The organism is Candidatus Palauibacter sp. (genome assembly GCF_965222475.1).
Classification (GTDB): Bacteria; Gemmatimonadota; Gemmatimonadetes; order Palauibacterales; family Palauibacteraceae; genus Palauibacter.
Genome location: NZ_CBDCUB010000007.1, coordinates 453,844 through 473,533, shown reverse-complemented (window position 1 = coordinate 473,533; position 19,690 = coordinate 453,844). Strand labels below are relative to the sequence as shown.

The window sequence follows — 19,690 nt, the reverse complement described above, 5'->3', positions numbered from 1 at the left end:
GGGAGGTCCACGAGGTGAGCAGGAACGTCGCCACGCCCGCCGGGGCCCCGGCGACGATGTCGGCGATCTTCGCTTCGTCGATGACTCCCGGTCCGCTCGGCATGGCCGAGACGAGGCCGATCCCGGACGCCCCGTAGCGGGCGGCGAGTTCGGCCTCGTGCCGACTCGCGATACAGCAGATCTTGACCACGACCGCGGGTGTCAGGCGGGCTCCCCGTCCCCGGCCCGAGTGACGCCCAGCCCCGCCGCGTCGGGCAGCACCACCCGTCCCGCCTCGAGATGCGGGCCGCGGAACGGATCCGAGCGCAGGAGCGCGGCCCCGTCCAGGTCGGCGTAGTCCACGAGCGGCGCGAGGTGCGCCGCGGGCGCGATCCCGAGGCTCGTCTCCAGCATGCAGCCGAGCATCACCTTCAGCCCGCACGCCCGAGCCGTGTGGACCATCCGCAGCGCCTCCCTCGGACCGCCGCACTTGGCGAGCTTGATGTTGATCCCGTCCACGCTCCCGTCCAGGCGCGGGATGTCGGTCGCCACGATGCTCGATTCGTCCACGACGATGGGGAGCGCCGCACGGGCGCGGACGAACGCCAGTTCGTCGTTCTCCGTCGGCGGGAGCGGCTGCTCGACGAACTCGACGCCGTACTCGGCGCACATCGCGATCCCCTCGACCGCTTCCCGCGGCGTCCAGGCCGCGTTGGCGTCCACGCGCAGGATCTTGTCCGGGGCGGCGCCTCGCACCGCGCTCAGACGCGCCTCATCGTCGTCGCTCCCGAGCTTGATCTTGAGGATCGGCCACGCCTCGGCCGCGCGCGTCCGCTCGGCCATGACCTCGGGTTCGTCGAGCGCGATCGTGAACGAACTCAGCGGAGCGTCACCGGGATCCAGACCCCAGAGCTTCCACAGCGGGAGCCCGACGCGTTTCCCCACCCAGTCGTGGAGCGCGGAGGAGATCGCGCAGCGCGCCGACCCGTTGCGGCCCAGGAGCGCCGCTAGGTCGCGCTCGACGCTCTCGAGCGCGAACGGATCCTCCACCTGCTCGATGCGCGGCGCCAGCTTACGCAGCGCCGCCTCGACCGTCTCGGCGGTCTCGCCGTAGTAGCCGGAGGGATCCGCCTCCCCCCAGCCCTCGATCCCCTCGTGCTCCAGCCGCACCCAGACCAGATCGTCGCCCGTCCTCACGCCGCGGCTGATGCGGAACGGGTGCGCCGTTCGGACGTGGAACGGCTCCCAGGAGATGTTCATGCGTCGGCCGTCCTCCACAGGTTGTACTGGATCCGCGACGGCGTCACCTCCGGCCCGTCTTCGCGCATGTAGACGTCGATCTCGGTGCGGTGCCCGAACCGTCCCTCGAGATAGACGCCGGGTTCGACGGAGAATCCGACCCCCGGCACGAGCCGCCGGTCGTCGCGCATCTCGATGCTGTCGAGGGTGGGCCCGACGCCGTGGAGTTCGCGGTCGATGCCGTGCCCCGTGCGGTGGAAGATGGCGTCCCCGTAGCCCCGCGCGACCAGGGTGTCGCGGGCCGCGCGGTCCGCGTCCGCCCCGGTGGCGCCGGGATTCGCGCGGATGACGTCCACGGCCGCGTCCCGCGCCGCGACGACCGCGTCCCAGGCCTCGGTCACGTCGGCCGGCGGCTCCGGCCCCAGGTAGCCCATCCACGTCTGGTCGGCGAAGACGGCCTCGGGTTCACCGGCCACGCGTCCCCACAGATCGACCATAAACACCCGCTCCGCCGCCAGCGTCGCGGACCCTTCGGCCAGGGGCTCGTAGTGCGGCTTGGCGGCGTTCGGTCCCACCGCGACGATCGTGTCCGCCCCGGTCAGGCCTTCGGCGCGCAGCCGGGCCCGGATCCACTCGGCGAGATCGTGCTCGGTCTCCGGGGTCGGCTCGCCGGCGGTCTCGAAGGCGTCGGCCGTCCCGGGATCGGCCTCGGGGCTCAACCCCGCGGCCCGGGCCGCGAGTTCGAACGCCGTCCGTGCCGTCCGCGCCAGGATCTCGGCCGCGCGGTGGTGCAGTTCGGTTCCGCGGGCGCCCCACTGGGCCGCGGTGCCGGAGATCAGGTCCACGGAGCTGACCACCCGGGGCCCGACCGACTCGACGAGTTCGACCACCCCCGCGGGCACGTTGTCCACGTACGGGATCGAATCGTGGGGGCTGACCTCCATGGCCACCGAATCCATCCCGTCCAGCATCCGGCGCAACTCCGTCTCCATCTCGTCCCAGCCCACGTAGCTCGTGAGCCGGTGCGGCCAGCCGCCCCAGCCGGATACCTCGATCTTCTGTATGAGCGCGTGCGGCGTCCGACCCGGCGCGATGAGCACGAAGTAGCGGCGTTTCTGGCCCTCCGGGAGGCCGACGAGATCCGCCGCCAGCGCGTTGCAGGCCCGGAAGTCGTACAACAGCCAGGCGTCGATCCCCCGGTTCTTCAACTCGCGGGAAGCGGTCTCCAGGAATGTGGCGTCGAGATCGGGCAAGGGCAGGCTCCGTAGCTTGATTCGTACCGGGTCAGGCCGTGGCATCGCGGAGGGCCGTCAGATGGGAGACGACGTTTCGTCCCAGTTCGTCGGGATTGTAACCGCCCTCGAGGAAGGAAACCACGCGGTTCCGGGCGGTCGCTCGCGTCCGTCCCACGACTTCGAACGCCAGGGCGGTGAAGTCCGCCTCGGAGAGGGTGAAGCCGCCCAGCGGATCTTCCGCGCCCGCATCGAAACCGGCCGAAATCAGCGTCAGGTCGGGCGCGAAGCGGGCCAACGCCCGATCCAGGCCGTCGAGCAGCGTCTCGACGTAGCGTTCAGGCGCCAGACCGGCGGACATCGGGAGGTTCAGCGTGGTCCCTTCGCCCTCGCCCCGTCCCCGCTCGTCGGCCATGCCGGTGCCGGGATAGAACGGGTGCTGGTGCATCGAGAGGAAGAAGACGGACGGGTCTTCGTAGAAGATGTCCTGGGTACCGTTCCCGTGATGGACGTCCCAGTCGACGATGAGCACGCGTTCGATTTCCGGCCGCGTCAGCGCGTGGCGCGCCGCCACCGCGATGTTGTTGAACAGGCAGAACCCCATGGCGCGGTCCCGCGTCGCGTGGTGCCCGGGGGGACGCACGGCACAGAAGGCGGCGCGGAACTCACCGTCCACGACGGCATCGACCGCCGCGACTCCACACCCGACTGCGGCGAGCGCCGCCTCCCAGCTTCCGGGGGAGACGGGCGTGTCGGGATCCAGCCGCAGGATCCGGCCTGTCTCCACGGACCGTTCGCAGCTGGACCGGGTCCGCTCGACGTGCCCCGGAGAGTGGGCCAGCTCCAGCGCTGCCGCCTCGGCCGGCTCCGGCACGACGGGCGTGACGTCCCCGTGCAGTTCGGGCAACGCCCGCTCGAGCGCGCCCATCACGGCCCGGAGACGCCCCTGGTGTTCGGGGTGCCCCCACCCGGTGTCGTGACGGCTGCAGGCGGGATGCTGGAACAGACCCACAGGTCTCGGGTCCGTCGCGGGCCGGGGTTCCGCCAAGGTCTCTACGTTGCGTAGCCCGCGAGGATCTTCCCGTCGGGCCCGTCCCTCAGCTCGCGGAGTGCCCGATCGCGGAGCTGCCGGACCCGTTCGCGGGTCACGCCCAGCAGGCGCCCGATCTGCTCCAGCGTATGGGGATCCTCGCCCTGCAGTCCGTAGTAGAGGCGCACGACGCGAGCGTCCCGCGGGCGCAGTTGCCGCAGGCTCTCGGCGATCTGCCGCTTGAGGAGTCGAGCCTCGACGACCTCCTCGAGGTTCGTCTCATCCGCCAGGAAACGGTCTCCGAGGGCGCTGTCTTCGCTGGCGCCGACCCGCGAGTCGAGCCTGACCGCGGCGGTGTTCAACCTCCGCAGCATCTCCACGGTGGGGCCCGCGAGGCCGGCCCCGTCGGCGATCTCGTCATCTCTGGGTTCACGGTCCAGGCTCTGGCGCAGTTCGCCGCGCACACGGACCACGCGCGCCAACTCCGTCGCGCGATTGAGCGGCAGGCGCACGGACCGGGCCTGCTGCGCGAGGGCGGCCAGGATCGCCTGGCGAATCCACCACACGGCGTAGCTGATGAATTTCACGCCCTGGTCGGGATCGAATTTGCGGGCGGCGACGACCAGGCCGACGTTGCCCTCCTGAACGAGGTCGAGGAAGCTCAACCCCCTGTTGCGGTATCGCTTGGCGACGGAGATGACGAAGCGCAGGTTCGCCTGGACGCGGCGGTCGAGGGCGATCCGGCCGCCGCTCCTGGCCGAGCGGGCGGCCTCTCTCTCCTCGCGAGCGCTCAGCAGAGGATAGCGGCCCAGTTCCTCGAGGTAGAGTTCGAGGACGGTGGGTGAAGCGTCCGTGCCATTCATCGGGAACTTTCCGCCGGTTTGCGAATCCATGCCGGTCCGGGAAACGAGCCCCCGGTGCCGGCGCCCCGACCCTCGCGCGACGTCCTGAAGCTAGGAGCGGGTGAGCAGCCCGGCAAAGGCGGCGCCACGAGCCCTCTCGCTGCCCTTCAGTACCGGCCGCGAGCCCGTTCCCTGGCAGGCAGAACCTCGAGACACGTCGTCCACCAGCCGGTCAGGATCGTCTGCACGAACTCCTCCGGCAGCCCCTCCTCGCGCATCTCTCGGGCGAGGCGCGCCTGGTCGTACTCGAGGGGCACGAACTCGACGGACGGGGATGCCCCGTCCGCGGCGTCGAAATCGAGCAGCGCGTACCAGACGTCCGTCCGCCCGTCGTTCGCGGGGCGACCCAGCACGCCGACGTTGGCGAACAGCCCGCCGCCCGGGAGCGCCCGCTGCCAGGGGATCCCCGTGTGGGTGGCGAGCACGACATCCGCCTCGCGTTCCCGGGCCAGGTGCGCCAGGAACTGTGTCGAGGTCGCCGACTCCCAGAGGAACTCGTTCATGCGGCGGGGGCTGCCGTGGCACATGAGGACGCGGGTGCCGTTCACCTCGAGGCGGATCTCGCCCGGCAGGCGGCCCAGCCAGCGGCGCCACGTTTCCGCCGTGTTCCGGAACGTGTACCGGTACGAAAGTCGGGCGAAGCGGTTGTCGCGCGGGTCGGTGTATCCGCACTGGCAGTCATCGAGGCCCCGCGCGATCGAGTCGTCGTAGTTCCCGCGCAGTACCTGCACGTCCGCATCGAGGAGAAGCGGGAAGACGCGGTCGGGATTCGGACCGAAGGCGCCCAGATCGCCCAGGCAGTAGAGCGCCTCTGCCCCGCGGGCCGTCGCGTCCTCGATCGCGGCTCCGAGCGCCAGGTGGTTGCTGTAGACGCCGCCGAACACGGCGATGCGGCGCGGTTCAGGAGACATCCTGCCCGATGCCCGCGTAATTGGAGCAGATCGCGCCGTGCAGCCAGCAGGTATGGCAGGCCGATTCGGCCAGTCGCACCGGGCGCGCCGCCTCCTCCAGCGTCGACCCCAGTCGCGCATCCGGCGTCTCGATCAGGATGGGGCACGCGTACACGCCGCGGCTCGTCACCACGCGGCTCGATGCGCAGAGCAGCTGGTTCGCGTCGTATCCCTCCATCATGTCCGCGGTGACCCGTTCCTCGTCCATGTAGGGACGCGCGCGCTCGGCTTCGCGTCCGATCCGGAGCGAGGGAAGGATCTTGAGGCGCGGGTTCGCGTAGCCGAGGTCCCGCAGACGGGCCACGAAGGCCTGCCGCACTTCCTCGTCGCGTTCCGGCTCCCACACCTGCGTGGCCGTAATGATCGGGAGGAACCCCCGTTCGAGGAGCTTGCGGACGCCGTCCATGGCGCGGGCGAAGGTGCCTTCGCCCCGGATCGGGTCGTTGGTCTCGGGTGAGGGCCCATCCACGGAGACGCGGATCTCGAGCGAGTACCGGGATTCGCGGGCGGCCCGCGCTATCGGCGCGAGAGCTCGCTCCGGGAGCAGCGTGCCGTTGGTCAGGACCGAGGCCGGCCCCCGCTCCAGCGTCCGTTCGAGCATGACGGGGAGGTCCGGGTGCATGAAGGGCTCGCCGCCGGTGAAGTAGTACTCCTTCACGCCCCATCCCTCGGAGCGGGCGAGCCACGCCTCGACCTCGGCGAGCGGGAGGAACTCGAAGCTTCGGTTGTCGGGGGCACAGCTGATGAAACAGTGGACGCACCGCAGGTTGCAGATCGTCCCCGACACCTGGAACCACAGCGTGTCCAGGTGGTCGAGCCGCACCAGGGGCGCCTCGGTCGAGGGCGCGGCCCCGTTCGAGGGCGCGGCCCCGTTCGACGACGGGTGGATCCGGAGCGCGCGGTCGGCGCTTCGCTCCGGATCGATCGGGAGTGCCGATCCGGACATGGGACGAACCTCTGCGGGTTTCCGGTGCCTGATCTCCCGTGGTAAGACCCCCGCCACGGGCTGTTGATCCTACCGCATCGGCGGCCCCGCGCGCGACCGAGCGACGAGATGGCTCTGCGCGCGGGCCGCTGCGCCGGCACCCGTGGGAAAGCCTCGCTACGTTCGAGCGGCGCTGCATCTCGCCCGAAACGCTTCGCTCCGCGTCGCTCCTCGATCACATGATGCTGCGCCGGACCCGGAGGGGTTCCCTATGGCCCCCACGTCTCTCAACGTGTGTGGGCGCTCCGTTTCAGAAGGACCACCGCACGCCTGCGCCCAAAGGTATCGTCAGCAGCCATTCGAACGCGTCGGTGGGGATGTTGTAGCCTCTAAAGCGAATCCCGACGCCGTTGTAGCGGACACCGGATTCAAGGAAGACGGACAGGGCCCGTGCGGGCCGCAATCCCATCCGCACGGCGGCACCGACGGCGAATCCGGGATCGCCGTAGCGCGATTTCAGTGGCGGATCAAAAAGCAGAGCCTCCACGAAAACTCCCCGCGTCCAAGTGGGGCCGGCCAGGGCGGCCAGTTCGACCCAAGGTGCGCGAGGTCCGCCGGCGATGGAGAACTCCCGGCCAACACGGCCGAGCAGACCGGTGATCGCCACCGAATTGGAAGTGAACCAGGACGCGCCGTTACGGCTCACACCGTGCAGGTCCCCAGATGACCCCCAGGCGTACTCGTCCTGTCTGGCAGCCGAAGTCCACGCCAAGGAAACCTGACCTGTCGGGCCGCCCAGTGAGGTTATGGGTGATCGGGAACGCTCCACCCCCGCTCGCCGCAACGGCGCACCCCTGCGCGGCCAGCCGTCCGGGCAGACTGCCCACCAGCGGTACCGCAAGAAGCGTTATTACAAGGACCCTCCTTACGCTTACGCGCGGGAACGCGATGCCCATCCGCGTCACGGCGATCGGCATGCCCGGGCGCGGGCGCTGATGCAAGGGCGGGGCCGCGGTGGGCGGCTTAAACACCGCGGTGTCCAGAACGCCGGTTCTGTCTTCGGACCGACAGGCCCCCACCATGATGATTCGCATGGGTCGCCTACGTGTGCAGGGCATGACATCATGAACGGAGCATATGGTCGAGGAACCCCCCACAGCCCGGATGGGTTCCGTCGAGAACAGCACGGATGCCCCGCTGCCGTGCTCCCTCGTCGCTCCGTGTCAAGCGAGCCCCTTACCGCTCTCGGCGTTGACGCCGGGTCTTGCCACGGGCCGCCAGGAGCGGGACTCCGGTATCCAGGCGGGCCTCTACCTCCTCTTCCGATGCTTCGATGAGCGCGAGGACGGGCCCGGGGTCGCGGGGCGCCGAGGGTTCGAAGGAGAAGATGCGGAGCACGCGCGCGGAATGGTGCAGGGAGCGGCCCAGCCGCGGGATGTCGATGAGGCCGCGCTCGCCTAGCGTCGTGAGGCGCCGGACGGTCCCGTCGGTCCGGACCAGAAGCAGGTTGAGTTCGAGCATGCCGGGATAGCTCGGATAGTCGAGCATCACCGACCCTTCGGGGAGGCCCCACTCCCGGGCCATGCGCCGTTCGAGCGCCGCGACGAGGTCCCCGCGCCGCGACGGCCAGGACGACAGGCGGTCCGGAAGCTGATCGCCGGTCAGTTCGACCAGCCGTTTGGGGAGACGCCGGTCGAGGAGCGCCCGCAGCAGTTTCGCGGCGCGGCCGAGCGCCGACGCCGGGTCGTGGCCGCGGTGCGTCGCCGACCGTTCGATCCGCCGGCCGATGAGCGACAGCAGCTCCTCGTCGCTTGGGCCGGCGAGGTCCTCGGGGGAGAGCAGGCCGTTGTCGAGCGCCGTCTGCACGAGGCGCACGAAGGTCAGCGTCGCGGCGCGCACCGCGTGGTGCCAGTAGACGTTCCGGTACATCTGGTACTTCGAAAAGAGGAGCGTCTCCAGCGCGCTGAGCCCCTTCTCGCTCACCGCGAGTTCGAGCGGCCGCCCATCGCCTTCGCGGGCGACCGCGAGCGCCGGCAGCAGCCGGTCCACGTCCACGGCCCCGTAGGGCACGCCGCAGAAGAGCGCGTCGCGGCGCAGGTAGTCGATCTTGTCGAGATCCAGCGACCCGGAGATCAGCCCCTGGAGCGGGTGACCCGAGCGACCGCGGATGAGCGCCCCGATGCGGGCCGCGGCGTCCGGCCCGTAGCGCTCGAGGACCCGCCGAATCGGATCCGCCGCCATGAAGCGCGTCGCGATCTCCTCGTGATCGCCCGGGATCGACTTCGGCCCGAGTTCCTCGACCGCATGCGAGAACGCGTAGTGCCCGACGTCGTGAAGAAGCGCACCGAGGCGCACGACCGGCAGTTCGTCGAGTTCGGCCCCATCCAGGGGCGCGAGGTGTCCGTCGCGTTCGAGGCAGGAGATCGCCCTCGACACGAGGTGGTACACCCCGAGCGCGTGGAGGAAACGGTTGTGGACGCCGCCCGGATACACGAGATGCGCGAAACCGAGCTGCTTGACGCGCCGCAGTCGCTGGAACTGGGGCGCATCGAGGATCTCGGCCGCGTCGGCTTCGACGTGGATGTTCCCCCACAGGGGATCGCGGATCGTGCGTGGTCTCGTCATGGAATCGCGTGAAGATGTTCCGGTGCGAGGTCAACGGGCAATCAAACGCGCCTTCACCCGCGGTTCCTGCGGCGGGTGGTTGCGGCGCGGGCCGGGGCTTCGCGAGCTTTCCGCCCTTGGCTGTCGGGCTCATCCCGCCCGCGGCGGTCTTCCTCTGACGGCCTCCGGAGCGGGAGCAGGTTGAACGGGAGGCGGCGTGGAGATCAAGCGCGACCGGATGGTCCACCTGGGGTACGCGAAGTACTGGCGCTCCGACCAGATCGTCGGATTGCTCCCGATCGAGGAAGGGAGGGGACCCGGCCGGCGGACGGAGGTGTTCGTCTCCACGAGATCCAAGCCGGTCACCGCATCTCGATCCGAGGGTTCGATCCTCCACGACATGGCGTCGCTCCCGGACGAAGCCCGGGCCGCCGAGGCCGGCTCCATCGCGGAGGACCTCGTGGGAGCGCTGCGCGAGCTGTCGCCGGTCCTCAAGCGCATGCTGAAGAACGAGCAGGGGTTCGACGTCGAGTACTGGGCGGGCAGACTCCGTCGGGTTCTGGAGCCGGACGATGGAAGCGAGGGGCAGGAGGATCTCTTCGGCTGACGCGCGGGCCGTGTCGGTCACGCTGGCGGCGCTCTGCATCGCCGCCGCTGCCGGGGCTCAGGAAATCCCGGCGTCAGAGGCTGCGGGCGCGGAGGTCCAGGGCGCGGAGGTCGCAGCTCTCGATGGCTGGAACTCCGAGGCGGCCCTCATTCTCATCGAGCGCGCGATCGAAGCGCGGCGGCATGCATGGGCCGACAGCTCGCTCGAGCGATTCCGGGCCGAGGCGCAGGGCCACCTCTACTACATCGGAGACTTCCGGGGGCAGCGGCACGTCATCCGGGCCGACCAGGTCGCCCTCGACGTCCGCTGGCAGGCGCCGGACCGCACCGTGCAGACGATCGTCGGGCGTCGCCGCGAACTCCGCCTTCCGACGAACATCCAGTATCACCTCGACCATCTCTTCCTCGTCCTCGACAACTTCGGAGACCGGATCCGGATCGGAGACGGGTACGAGGTAGAGCACGTCCTTCACCCCGCCGGGACCGGGGCGGGGGACTTCTACGATTACCGGCTCGCGGACTCCCTGGAGATCCGGATCCGCGGCCGGAGCGCGCGGGTGTTCGAACTCGAGGTCCGTCCGCGGGAGAGCGGGACCCCCGCGGTGGTCGGTTCGCTCTTCCTCGAACGGGCCACGGGCGCCATCGCGCGGATGCGGCTCACGTTCACGCCCGACGCCTATCTCGACCGGCAACTCGTCCGGATCGTCGTCGATCTGCGCTCGGCGCTGTGGGAGGGGCGCCACTGGCTTCCGGTCGAACAGGATCTGGAGATCACGCGCTCGCTTCCCTGGCTCGATTTTCCACTGGAGACGCTGATCCGGACGCGTCTGAGGGTGCTGGATTACCACTTCGATGAATCGTCCGCCTTCAGCCTCGGTCCGGGCCAGTACGTGTACGCGTATCCGGAGGAGGATCTGGCCCGCTTCGACGGCTGGGAAACCTCGCTCTACGGCGGCCCTCTCGAGGGCGCCGGGGTCGAGAGTGGCCTGACGGGGGATGACCTCGGGCGGCTGGTGGAACGGGCCGGCCGCGACCTCGAAAGGGCGGTCCTCGACGCCCGAAGGCTTCTCCCGAGGCAGGGTCTGCTCGGCGGCCGGCGGCTCCAGCTCTGGTTTCCGAACGCATCCGGGGCGATCCGGGCGCGGCGCGCCGAGGGGCTTCTCGTCGGGGCCGGAGGCGCCTACCGGATCGATGATCTGACCGAACTCTCGTTGTGGGGAGGCTTCGCGGCGGGCGAGGCGAGACCGCAGGCCAGCGTCGCCTTCCGCCGTTGGTTGGGACGTTTCGAGCTGGAAGTCGAGGGCTGGCTGCGCGCGAACCGTGACGTGGGGCGCGAAGTGGCCTCCGGGGCGCTCCAGACGCTGGCCCTGCTGGTCGAGGGAGAGGACTACCAGGATCCGTACTTCGCGGACGGGGCGCGCGCGGGCCTCGTCCGGGAGACCGGCTCGGCCCGCTGGCGCGTCGGCGTGTCGGCCGAGCGCCACCGGGCGGCGGGCCTCGTGGTGCGGACGACACCGCTCGGGGAGGGGGCACTCCGTCCGGTGCGACCGGTGGACGAGGGGGAGCTGGCGGCCCTGGACGCCGGAGTGGAGCTGGATCTGGGACGCGGGCTGGGGGCGCGCTGGGGGCTGGACGTCGCGGGCGAGGCGGCCACTGGGGCCATCGGCGACTTCGGTTTCGGGCGGGCGACGGTCGCCCTGCGCGCCGCGCGAGAGAGCCTGGGCGGCGGGTGGGGATGGGCGAGCGAGATCGAGTTCGGCGCCGCGGGCGGGGACCTCCCGGCCCAGCGGCTCTTCCTGCTCGGCGGCCGGGGCTCTCTCCCGGGCCACGCGTTTCGCGGCTGGGGCGGCGACCGCATGGGGCTGTGGCGGGCCGAGGTGTCGCGCAGCCTCGCCTCGCCCTGGGTGCGGCTGCGCGCGCGCGGCGCCGTGGGATGGACCGGGCTCGGGACGGCGGGCGCCGCGGCCGCGCGGCGTTTCGGCGTCGGCGAGAGCGCCGGGCTGCGCGCCTCGGCGGGGCTCGGGCTCGGGCTCTTCTACGACCTCCTCCGGATCGACGTGGCGCGCGGTCTCGGCGGAGGATCGGCCGGGGAGGGAGGCTGGGTGGTCCTCCTCTCGCTGGACCCGAGGATCCGGGGGATCCTCTGACCCCGAAGGGGAACCGGTGGGGGACCGGAAGCCTTGTCATGGCGGGCGGGGGATGACAGGATTTACGCTGGGCTGTCGCGCCCCACTCTCGGGGCGCCGGGCACGGCATTTTACAGATCTCCCGCTTGAGGTTCGCCCATGAGTGACGCAGAGATCACGACCGCGACCCCTCCGGGTCCCTCCACCGGCCATTCCCGCAGGACGTTCATCAAGGGGGTCATCGCGACGGGGGCCGTCGCCTCCTCCTCCGGGTACCTGTTCCGGGCCCGGAACCCGCTTTCGGCCAGTACGGTCGTCAAGGCCTCGATGCCGCGCATGATCTCGCTGGAGGTCAACGGCGTTTCGCGCTCGGTCGACGTGCTGCCGCAGGAGACGCTGGCGATGACGCTGCGCTACAAGCTCGGTCTGACCGGCACCAAGCTCGGCTGCGACCGCGCCGAGTGCGGCGCCTGTACGGTGCTCATCGACGGGGTCTCACACTACTCGTGTTCGACGCTGACGAACGCCGTGCGCGACCGCTCGGTCACGACGATCGAGGGGCTCGAGAGCCCGGACGGGACGCTGCACCCGGTGCAGCAGGCGGTAATCGACGAGGGCGGATTCCAGTGTGCGTTCTGCGCGCCCGGCTTCATCATGAGCATGGTCGCGCTGACCAACGAGAATCCGAACGCCACCCGCGAGGAAACGGCCTACGCGCTGTCGGGCAACCTCTGCCGCTGCGGCGACTACAACAAAATCCTGGACTCCGCCATGCGCGCCGCCGAATACGCGCGGCGCATGGTGTGAGGGGAGGGCGACAATGGCACTGATCGGACAGGACATTTCGCCGCCGGACCTGCGCGCGAAAGTCACGGGACGAGCCAAGTACTCGGAGGACTTCCGCGCGGAGGGAATGGTCTTCGCCAAGCTCCTCCTGAGCCCCATGCCGCACGCGCGCGTGCGAAGCGTGGACGCGAGCCGGGCGCTCGCAATGCCCGGCGTGTTCGGGATCCTGCGCGCGAGCGAGGTCAACCAGCCCGACGCGCCCGGCGAAGCGGCGCTGACGGATGAGCCGAAGTACGTGGGCGAGCCGATCCTCGCGCTGGCGGCGGTGGACGAGACGACGGCCGCGGACGCGATCGAGGCGATCGACATCGATCTGGAGCCGCTCCCGTTCTCGATCGATCCGCTCGAGAGCCTACGCCCCGGCGGGTCGGATGCCCGTCTCGAGGGCAACGTGCTTCGCTTCGGGGAGAGCGGGCGGGAAGTCGTCCCGATGAAGTGGTCGCAGGCGGACTTCGACGCGGCGGAGGCCGAGGGGCGGCTGCCGATGGGCGAGCCGACCGACGAGTGGGAGCACGGCGACCTCGACGCCGCCTTCGCCGAGGCGGACTACGTGTTCGAGGACACGATCGTGCACCAGTCGCTGACGCACCATCCGATGGAGCCCCGCAGCTCCATGGCCTACTGGGATAACGGCCGTTGCTACCTGTACGGGTCGACCCAGAGCACGCAGCGCACGCACACGGCGATGGCGGGCCAGCTGAACCTCGACCCCGAGGAGCTCGTCTTCGTGGGCCAGTACTGCGGCGGTGGCTTCGGGTCCAAGATCGCCGGCGCCCCCATCTACCAGGTCACGGCGCTCCTCGCGAAGAAGATCCAGCGGCCGGTGATGATGCGGATCAACCGCTACGAGGAGAACTACATCGGGCGCGGCCGGCCGGGCTTCCAGGCCTGGACGAAGATGGGGTTCCGCAACGACGGGAAGATCACGGCGATCGACCTCTACATCGTCCAGGACCACGGGCCGTACGGCCGGTCGAGCGACTACATCACGGCCGGCTCCGTAGCCGACCTCATGTACCAGCCGGACGCGATGCGCTTCCGGGGCATCACGGTGTACACGAACACGCCGCCGCGGGCGGCGCAGCGGGCGCCGGGCGGCGCGCAGATCGTCGCCATGCTCGAGCCGCTGATCGACAAGGCGGCGCGGGAGCTGGGGATCGACCGGGTCGAGATCCGGAAGATGAACGCGCCGACGCACGATTCCCCGTTCGGGCCGCAGCGCGGCACGACGACGAGCGCCTTCGTCCGCGAGGCGATCCAGGTGGGAGCCGAGCAGTTCGACTGGGCCGGGAAGCAGGCCCTCAGCGGCCAGCGGAACGGCACCAAGGTCACGGGCGTCGGGGTGGGCGTCAGCCCCTACGTGGGGGGATCGTCGGGCTTCGACGGCCTCCTCCTCATCCGTCCCGACGGCAAGCTGTACGTCCACCAGGGGATCGGGAACCTGGGGACGCACTCGATGGCGGACACCGCTCGAGCGGCGGCCGATGAACTCGGCCTCGAGTGGGAGGATTGCGCGGTGATCTGGGGCGACAGCTCCCAGCACCTGCCGTACAGTTCGGTGCAGGCGGGGAGCCAGACGATCCACGCGCACACGCGGGCCAACTACGCGGCGGCGCTGGACATGAAGCGCAAGCTGCGGGAGGTCGCCGCCGCGAGTCTCGGCGGGGCCGCGAGCGGCTATCGGGTCGCGGGGGGCCGCGTCACGGGGCCCGGCGGCTCGATGAGCTTCGCGCAGGCCGCCGGGCGCGCCATCGCCATGGGGGGCGAGTACTCGGGCCAGGCACTGCCGGAAGACATCAACGACGCCACCCTCTCCTCGGCCACCGCCCTCGCCGGGCAGGGGCTGATGGGCGTCGCGAGGGACAACTTCGCGCACGAGGGATCGACGTGGTCCTGGGTCGTCGGCTTCGCGGTCGTCGAACTCGATGTCGAAACGGGCGATGTGCGGCTGGTCGACTACACGGGCTCCACGGACTGCGGCGTGGTGGTCCACCCGCGCAGCCTCGCGGCCCAGATCCACGGCGGCGGCGTGCAGGGCTTCGGCCAGGCGCGGAGCCAGAAATGGGTGTTCGACCCCAAATGGGGCGTGCCCTTCGCGCACCGGCTCTATACCGCCAGACCGCCGGGGATGCTCGACGTCCCGCTCTCGATGGACTGGGCGGCGGTGGGCGAGCCCGATCCGCAGACGCCGATCGGCGCCAAGGGGATCGGCGAGCCGCCCGTGGGCGCGGGATCGGCGGCCGTCGCCTCCGCGATCGCGGACGCGCTGGGAGGCCGGTGCCTGTGCCGGATCCCGCTGACGACCGACGTGATCCTGGCTGAGCTGGAGGGGAGAGCGCAGCCCCACGAACTCACCGAGATTCATAGCTGAGGGGAGAAGAACGATGGCCGTGATTCGCGACATGATGCCCGCGTTCGAGCTCTTCCAGCCGACGAACGTGGACGAGGCGCTGGACGTGCTCGACCGGCGCGACAACACCTGGGTCCTGGCCGGCGGCCTCGACTCGCTGGACTGGTTCAAGGACCGCATCAAGCGGCCCGAGGTCGTGGTCGAACTGGGCGCGGTGAGCGAGTTGCGGGGGATCCGCGCCAGCGGCGATGGGCTCGAGATCGGCGCCATGACCTCGCTCCGCGACATCGCCTCAAGCGAGGAGGTGCGGTCGCGCTTCGGCATTCTGGCCCAGGCGGCCGCCGAGGTGGCGACGCCGCAGATCCGCAACCAGGGGACGCTGGGCGGCAACCTCATCCAGGACACGCGCTGCTGGTACTACCGGGGCGGCTGGCCGTGCTACCGCGCGGGCGGGAACATCTGCTACGCGGGGACGCCCCGCTCGATGAACCGCGAGCACGCCGTCACGGGGCAGAGCCGCTGCGTGGCCGTGAACGGGTCCGACACCGCCGGGGCGCTGATCGCCCTCGGCGCGCAGATGATGGTGCGGAACTCGGCCGGCGAGCGCGTCTACGAGGCCGACGACTTCTTCATCGGCCCGGCGATCGACATCGAGCGCATGACCGTGCTGGAGCCGGGAGATCTTCTCACGCACGTGCGCATCCCCGGCGACTGGGCCGACGCCCGCTTCTACTGGGAGAAGGTTCGCGACCGCAAGTCGTGGGACTGGGCGCTGGCCAGCGTGGCCGCCGCCATCGTGGAATCGAACGGGACGATCGAGCGCGCCCGGATCGCGGTCAACGGCATCGCGCCGACGCCCGTGCGGCTGCGCGACGTCGAGACCTTCGTCGAGGGAGCGCCGGCGAACGACGACACCGGCCTCGCCGCCGGAGAGCTGGCCACGCGCGGCTTCCGGCCCCTCCGCCACAACGACTACAAGGTACCGCTCGCGCGGAATCTCGTACGGCGCGCGGTCCGAGGAGACATGGCGTAAATGGAGATCCTCAGAACGGCGCCGAATCCCTGGGGCCAGGAGGTACTCGTCGGCGTCGCCTGGGATCTGCTCTGGGCCGCCGCCATCGCCGGGTTCGCGTTCGTCGTCGGGCACCAGCTGTACCTGTGGATCATGGCGCCCAGGGCCCCGAAGACCGCGCCGGAGCCGCCGGCCGACGTGCCCGAGCGGGTCGAGCGCCATTCATCGGCGTCGCGCACGTTCCACTGGCTCATGGCGACGACGATGCTCACACTTCTGGTCACGGCGTTTTTCCCCGTGATCGGCGTCCAGTTCGCCTGGGTCACGATCCACTGGATCGCCGGCATCGTCCTCACCCTCCTCATCATCTACCACATCATCCATGCGACGATGAAGCAGGACTTCTGGTCGGTGTGGATCGGGAGGAAGGAGATCGGGCAGGCGCTGAAATCGATCGGGAAGTTTCTCCGGCGCCAGCCGGCCAAGGAAGAGCGGTCGGGCAAGTACCCCCTCGACCAGCGCGCGTACCACAACGCCGTCACGCTCGTCTCGATCGGGGTGATCGTCACCGGGATCTTCATGATGGTGGGGGTCGACACCTGGTTCTGGGCGAGCAACCCGTACTTCCTGTCCGACTCGACGTGGGGGCTGGTGTTCGTCCTGCACGGCCTGTGCGGGGTCGGCCTCGTGACGATGGTCATCGCCCACGTGTACTTCGCGATCCGGCCCGAGAAGCGCTGGATGACCCGCTCCATGATCAAGGGCTGGATCACGCGCGAGGAGTACCTCGAGCACTACGACCCGGCCATGTGGCGGCTGGGGTCGGAGCGCGCGGACGCCGAAACCTGCGGTGAGGCTCCCGCGGCGGACCCGGACGCGGTCGCTCCCGCTTGAACCGCGCCGATCTCAAGGCCCACATCGAGTCGCTCGAGAAGACGTACGAGTTCTTCCTCTCGTACGCCGCGCTGGGCGCCGCGGGCGAGGAGGCTTCGAAGGTGGGCGGGCAGCTCCGCGACTTCCTCGGCCAGGCGGATACGGCGCTGAGGGCGCTGGCGGACGATCTTCCGGGCCTCCTCGAGGCGGAGGGCCTGGAGCCCGCAGGCGCCTACCGGGACGTGATCGACGTGACCTCGGCGGACGCCGCGAAGGCCGGGGCGGCCGTGCGGCTCGTCATGGCCCAGGAGACGATCAGCTCGCAGCTGATCGACAACCTCAACGCCTCCACCCACGTGCGGGCACTCCTCACCGACCTCTTCCTGCTCGACGACGTCGTCTGATCGAACCCGGTCAACATTCCTCTCACTGCGTCATCAAGCTGATCGGGCCGGTCGTTGACCGTCCCACCCCGATGCCATGATATTGCAGCAATTGATGTAAGAAAATGAATGCATATGGAGTGTCCGTTGAAGACCCTGACCGTGAGAAAGATTCCGCCGGAACTCGGGCGCGCGCTGGATGCCGAGAAGCGTCGTCGCGGCCAGTCGCTCAATCAGACCGTGATCGATCTGCTGAAGCAGGGGCTGGGGGTCGGAACGACGCGATCCAACGGACTGGCCCGGTTCGTGGGCGTATGGAGCGAAGAGCAGTTCCGCGAGTTCAAGGAAGCCACGAGGCAGTTCGACGAAATCGATGAGGACATGTGGCGGTGAGCCGTTACTGCCTCGATACGTCGGCGTACATCGATGCCCTGCGCGGGGACCGGCGGTGCGGGATGATCCTCGATGCTGCGGCCTGGGTCGGCGTGCCGGCGATCGTACTCGGCGAGTTGCGCGCCGGGTTCAGGCTGGGCGCCGGGGGAGCGGAGGAGGAGGCTCGGCTGTCGGACTTCCTGGCCAGTCCGACAGTTGAGGTCGTGCCCGTGGACGACGACGTGGCTGCGTGCTACGCCGACATCGTGGTGGACCTGCGCCGGGCCGGCACACCGATACCTGTCAACGACGTCTGGATCGCGGCCTGCGCCGCGCACACGGGCTCAACTGTGCTCACTGCGGACGCGCACTTCGAGCGTGTCGGGAGGATCGGCGTGCTGGCGGTCGGCCGGCAACCGGGCGGCAGCTAACCGTCGGTCCGAGTGAACGTGAACGTGCCGATGGGTTCATCGGAGAATGGGCGTTCGCCCTTCAGGCCGCGAATCGGCTCCTTCGGTTGGGTATCGTCGTTGGCCGAGGTGTAGGCAGGGCCGCTGTCTGTCCCGGCGTCGAGGGGATACAGCACGACCTGCAGTTCCTCGACCCAGCTTCCCTCCTCGTTCCGCAGCGACAGTCCCGACACACCCACGAACCAGTCCGGGCTGGGCGCGATCATCGTGACCAGAGTGACGAGCGGGAAGTCCTCCCGCAGGGTGATCGCCTGAATCGTCGTGCTTCCGGGGCTGCGGATCCCGGACCCGTTGATGACCGCCAGCGCAGGTGCCGGGATTTCGGCGCGGATCTCCGCGGCCAGAGTGCTGGTGCCTCCCGTCTCGGCCATGCTCTCGATCCCTGGCGTGGCGGTTCCGTCCAGGGCCCAGAAGGTCACGCTGTCGTTGTGCACGGCACCGATGAGCGGCGAGAAATGCGCGCCGCCGGGGAAGTTGGTGGGGTGCGTGGCAGCGCTCCACGTCGCCTCAAAAGCTACCCGGTACGTCGCCGTGGTCGCGGCGGGCGGGGGGGGCGGCTCGGGCTCCGGATCGGGCCTTGAGACCGGCTCGGTCCCTGAACCGCCGCACCCGGCGGCGACGACGACGACGGCCGTAAACGCACGGCTCCGCAGGAGGCTGGTCATGCGTTCAGACGCTCGCGTGCCACGCGGCGAGGACTTCGGCTTCCTTGTCGGCGGGGAGGCCCGCCCGGGGCTCGGCGCGGCGCTCCTCGGGGAGCGCGTTCCACCATTCGACCGTGTCGCGGGCGGTGTCGGCGAGCGGGCGGAAGGTGAGCCCGGCCTGTACGGCGACCGCCACCGAGACCTGGTTCATCCCGACCGTCTCCCCCTCGGGCGGCGTCCAGTTCGTCATGTGCATCCATGGCGCCACTTCCTGCTCCTGCATGAACTCGGTCGACACCCATGTGAACGTGGCGTCGGAGCCGAGGGCACCCCGGATCTCCTCCAGCATGGCGCCGAACTGCTGCACCTCGCCGGTGGCGTTGTACGTGCCTCCGTGCCCGGGGGTCTCGACGAGGCGCACGATCCACTCGGAGAGGTCGCGGGCATCGATGTTCTGTACCGGATCCGCGGGGGTGTTGGGGGCCAGCACCTCGCCGCCGCGGTCGACCCGGACCGGCCAGTACGTCCAGCGGTCGGTGTTGTCGCCGGGCCCGATGATCAGCCCGGGCCGCACGATGATCGCACTCTCTCCGAAGGCGTCGCGGGTGTAGTGCTCGCAGCGCGCCTTCCTCGGCCCGTACCCGCCGTCGTCCTCGGCTTCCGTCGGCGAGAGCTGCCCGACGTGATAGTCCTCGTCGATCCCGACCCGGGCGAAATCGGCGTAGGCGGAGATGGACGAGACGAAGAGGTAGCGGTCGACCTGATCGCGGAGGAGTTCGGTCGTCGACGCGACCCAGCTCGGGTAGGAGGCGGAGTTGTCGATTACGGCGTCCCACTCCCGGCCCTCGAGCGCCGTCAGGTCACTCGTGCGGTCTCCGATGAGGTGTTCGACGCGCGCGAAGTAGTCGTGGAAGAAGGGCGGCTCGGTCTGTCCGCGCGTAAAAATCGAGATCTCGTGCCCCCGGTCCAGCGCGTACTTCACCTGGTGGGGGCCGATGAAGCGCGTCCCGCCGAGGATGAGGATGCGGAGAGGGTCTCCGGTTCCACCCGCGCAGGCGGCCGAGCCGAAGGCGCCGAGCACCCCCAGCGCGCCGCCGGCACGGGCGGAGGACTTCACGAACTCCCGGCGAGTCTGGTTCCACGTCAT

The 19,690-nt window shown here is 70.0% G+C and carries 20 protein-coding genes; 10 read left to right on the top strand and 10 right to left on the bottom strand.

The window, feature by feature from the left end:
* Positions 1-14 precede the first annotated feature (14 nt).
* Positions 15-137 carry a hypothetical protein gene (locus ACOQPP_RS14045; protein ID WP_420636758.1) on the top strand — a complete coding sequence of 41 codons (123 nt, stop codon included), beginning with the start codon at positions 15-17 and terminating at the stop codon, positions 135-137.
* Positions 138-201: 64 nt separating this feature from the next.
* Here the strand turns inward: ACOQPP_RS14045 and ACOQPP_RS14040 are convergent, their stop codons facing one another.
* From ACOQPP_RS14040 to ACOQPP_RS14005, 8 genes are all read right to left on the bottom strand, one after another.
* Positions 202-1,239 (bottom strand): dipeptide epimerase, encoded by a 1,038-nt coding sequence (locus ACOQPP_RS14040; RefSeq protein WP_419165888.1) that lies wholly within the window; start codon positions 1,237-1,239, stop codon positions 202-204.
* Entirely contained in the window at positions 1,236-2,471 is a 1,236-nt protein-coding gene (locus tag ACOQPP_RS14035) for a M24 family metallopeptidase (protein WP_419165889.1), read from the bottom strand. The genes ACOQPP_RS14040 and ACOQPP_RS14035 overlap by 4 nt, the downstream gene beginning before the upstream one ends.
* Positions 2,472-2,502: 31 nt before the next feature.
* Positions 2,503-3,498, bottom strand: a complete 996-nt coding sequence (locus tag ACOQPP_RS14030) for a histone deacetylase (protein ID WP_419165890.1) — start codon at positions 3,496-3,498, stop codon at positions 2,503-2,505.
* Between the two features lie 5 nt (positions 3,499-3,503).
* Positions 3,504-4,343, bottom strand: a complete 840-nt coding sequence (locus tag ACOQPP_RS14025) for a sigma-70 family RNA polymerase sigma factor (protein ID WP_420636757.1) — start codon at positions 4,341-4,343, stop codon at positions 3,504-3,506.
* A 146-nt stretch (positions 4,344-4,489) separates the two neighbouring features.
* Entirely contained in the window at positions 4,490-5,293 is an 804-nt protein-coding gene (locus tag ACOQPP_RS14020; RefSeq protein ID WP_420636756.1) for a metallophosphoesterase family protein, read from the bottom strand.
* Positions 5,283-6,278, bottom strand: a complete 996-nt coding sequence (locus ACOQPP_RS14015) for a radical SAM protein (protein WP_419165893.1) — start codon at positions 6,276-6,278, stop codon at positions 5,283-5,285. Before ACOQPP_RS14015 ends, ACOQPP_RS14020 begins: the two co-directional genes overlap by 11 nt.
* A 289-nt stretch (positions 6,279-6,567) precedes the next feature.
* Positions 6,568-6,963 carry a hypothetical protein gene (locus ACOQPP_RS14010; protein ID WP_419165894.1) on the bottom strand — a complete coding sequence of 132 codons (396 nt, stop codon included), beginning with the start codon at positions 6,961-6,963 and terminating at the stop codon, positions 6,568-6,570.
* 530 nt (positions 6,964-7,493) lie between these two features.
* Positions 7,494-8,882: an HD domain-containing protein gene (locus ACOQPP_RS14005; protein ID WP_419165895.1), complete on the bottom strand. Its 1,389-nt coding sequence runs from the start codon at positions 8,880-8,882 to the stop codon at positions 7,494-7,496.
* A gap of 196 nt (positions 8,883-9,078) precedes the next feature.
* On the opposite strand from ACOQPP_RS14005, the gene ACOQPP_RS14000 reads away from it, so the two are divergent.
* From ACOQPP_RS14000 to ACOQPP_RS13960, 9 genes are all read left to right on the top strand, one after another.
* The gene (locus ACOQPP_RS14000; RefSeq protein ID WP_419165896.1) at positions 9,079-9,468 is read left to right on the top strand and encodes a hypothetical protein; all 390 of its coding nucleotides are present in this window, start codon (positions 9,079-9,081) and stop codon (positions 9,466-9,468) included.
* Complete coding sequence (locus ACOQPP_RS13995) at positions 9,434-11,614, top strand: hypothetical protein (protein ID WP_420636755.1); 2,181 nt, start codon at positions 9,434-9,436, stop codon at positions 11,612-11,614. The genes ACOQPP_RS14000 and ACOQPP_RS13995 overlap by 35 nt, the downstream gene beginning before the upstream one ends.
* A gap of 138 nt (positions 11,615-11,752) precedes the next feature.
* Positions 11,753-12,400 (top strand): (2Fe-2S)-binding protein, encoded by a 648-nt coding sequence (locus ACOQPP_RS13990; protein ID WP_419165898.1) that lies wholly within the window; start codon positions 11,753-11,755, stop codon positions 12,398-12,400.
* Between the two features lie 13 nt (positions 12,401-12,413).
* Complete coding sequence (locus ACOQPP_RS13985; protein WP_420636754.1) at positions 12,414-14,810, top strand: xanthine dehydrogenase family protein molybdopterin-binding subunit; 2,397 nt, start codon at positions 12,414-12,416, stop codon at positions 14,808-14,810.
* 13 nt (positions 14,811-14,823) lie between these two features.
* Positions 14,824-15,822, top strand: a complete 999-nt coding sequence (locus ACOQPP_RS13980; RefSeq protein ID WP_420636753.1) for an FAD binding domain-containing protein — start codon at positions 14,824-14,826, stop codon at positions 15,820-15,822.
* Complete coding sequence (locus tag ACOQPP_RS13975; protein WP_420636752.1) at positions 15,823-16,695, top strand: cytochrome b/b6 domain-containing protein; 873 nt, start codon at positions 15,823-15,825, stop codon at positions 16,693-16,695.
* Positions 16,692-17,078, top strand: coding sequence for a hypothetical protein (locus ACOQPP_RS13970; RefSeq protein WP_419165902.1), 387 nt, complete (start codon positions 16,692-16,694; stop codon positions 17,076-17,078). Before ACOQPP_RS13975 ends, ACOQPP_RS13970 begins: the two co-directional genes overlap by 4 nt.
* A 126-nt stretch (positions 17,079-17,204) precedes the next feature.
* Positions 17,205-17,450 carry a hypothetical protein gene (locus ACOQPP_RS13965; protein WP_419165903.1) on the top strand — a complete coding sequence of 82 codons (246 nt, stop codon included), beginning with the start codon at positions 17,205-17,207 and terminating at the stop codon, positions 17,448-17,450.
* On the top strand, positions 17,447-17,860 hold the full coding sequence (locus ACOQPP_RS13960) for a PIN domain-containing protein (RefSeq protein ID WP_419165904.1): 414 nt from the start codon (positions 17,447-17,449) through the stop codon (positions 17,858-17,860). The genes ACOQPP_RS13965 and ACOQPP_RS13960 overlap by 4 nt, the downstream gene beginning before the upstream one ends.
* Here ACOQPP_RS13960 and ACOQPP_RS13955 read toward each other — a convergent pair.
* Both ACOQPP_RS13955 and ACOQPP_RS13950 read right to left on the bottom strand, forming a co-directional pair.
* Positions 17,857-18,564, bottom strand: a complete 708-nt coding sequence (locus tag ACOQPP_RS13955) for a spondin domain-containing protein (protein ID WP_419165905.1) — start codon at positions 18,562-18,564, stop codon at positions 17,857-17,859. The genes ACOQPP_RS13960 and ACOQPP_RS13955 overlap by 4 nt on opposite strands.
* Before the next feature lie 4 nt (positions 18,565-18,568).
* The gene (locus ACOQPP_RS13950) at positions 18,569-19,690 is read right to left on the bottom strand and encodes an NAD-dependent epimerase/dehydratase family protein (protein WP_420636751.1); all 1,122 of its coding nucleotides are present in this window, start codon (positions 19,688-19,690) and stop codon (positions 18,569-18,571) included.

Coding starts and splice junctions, on each gene's coding strand:
- ACOQPP_RS13990 (WP_419165898.1), top strand. CDS start 11,753: ATGAGTGACGCAGAGATCACGACCGCGACCCCTCCGGGTCCCTCCACC.
- ACOQPP_RS13955 (WP_419165905.1), bottom strand. CDS start 18,564: ATGACCAGCCTCCTGCGGAGCCGTGCGTTTACGGCCGTCGTCGTCGTC.
- ACOQPP_RS13975 (WP_420636752.1), top strand. CDS start 15,823: ATGGAGATCCTCAGAACGGCGCCGAATCCCTGGGGCCAGGAGGTACTC.
- ACOQPP_RS14015 (WP_419165893.1), bottom strand. CDS start 6,278: ATGTCCGGATCGGCACTCCCGATCGATCCGGAGCGAAGCGCCGACCGC.
- ACOQPP_RS13950 (WP_420636751.1), bottom strand. CDS start 19,690: ATGACGTGGAACCAGACTCGCCGGGAGTTCGTGAAGTCCTCCGCCCGT.
- ACOQPP_RS13985 (WP_420636754.1), top strand. CDS start 12,414: ATGGCACTGATCGGACAGGACATTTCGCCGCCGGACCTGCGCGCGAAA.
- ACOQPP_RS14020 (WP_420636756.1), bottom strand. CDS start 5,293: ATGTCTCCTGAACCGCGCCGCATCGCCGTGTTCGGCGGCGTCTACAGC.
- ACOQPP_RS14005 (WP_419165895.1), bottom strand. CDS start 8,882: ATGACGAGACCACGCACGATCCGCGATCCCCTGTGGGGGAACATCCAC.
- ACOQPP_RS14025 (WP_420636757.1), bottom strand. CDS start 4,343: ATGAATGGCACGGACGCTTCACCCACCGTCCTCGAACTCTACCTCGAG.
- ACOQPP_RS13995 (WP_420636755.1), top strand. CDS start 9,434: ATGGAAGCGAGGGGCAGGAGGATCTCTTCGGCTGACGCGCGGGCCGTG.
- ACOQPP_RS13980 (WP_420636753.1), top strand. CDS start 14,824: ATGGCCGTGATTCGCGACATGATGCCCGCGTTCGAGCTCTTCCAGCCG.
- ACOQPP_RS14040 (WP_419165888.1), bottom strand. CDS start 1,239: ATGAACATCTCCTGGGAGCCGTTCCACGTCCGAACGGCGCACCCGTTC.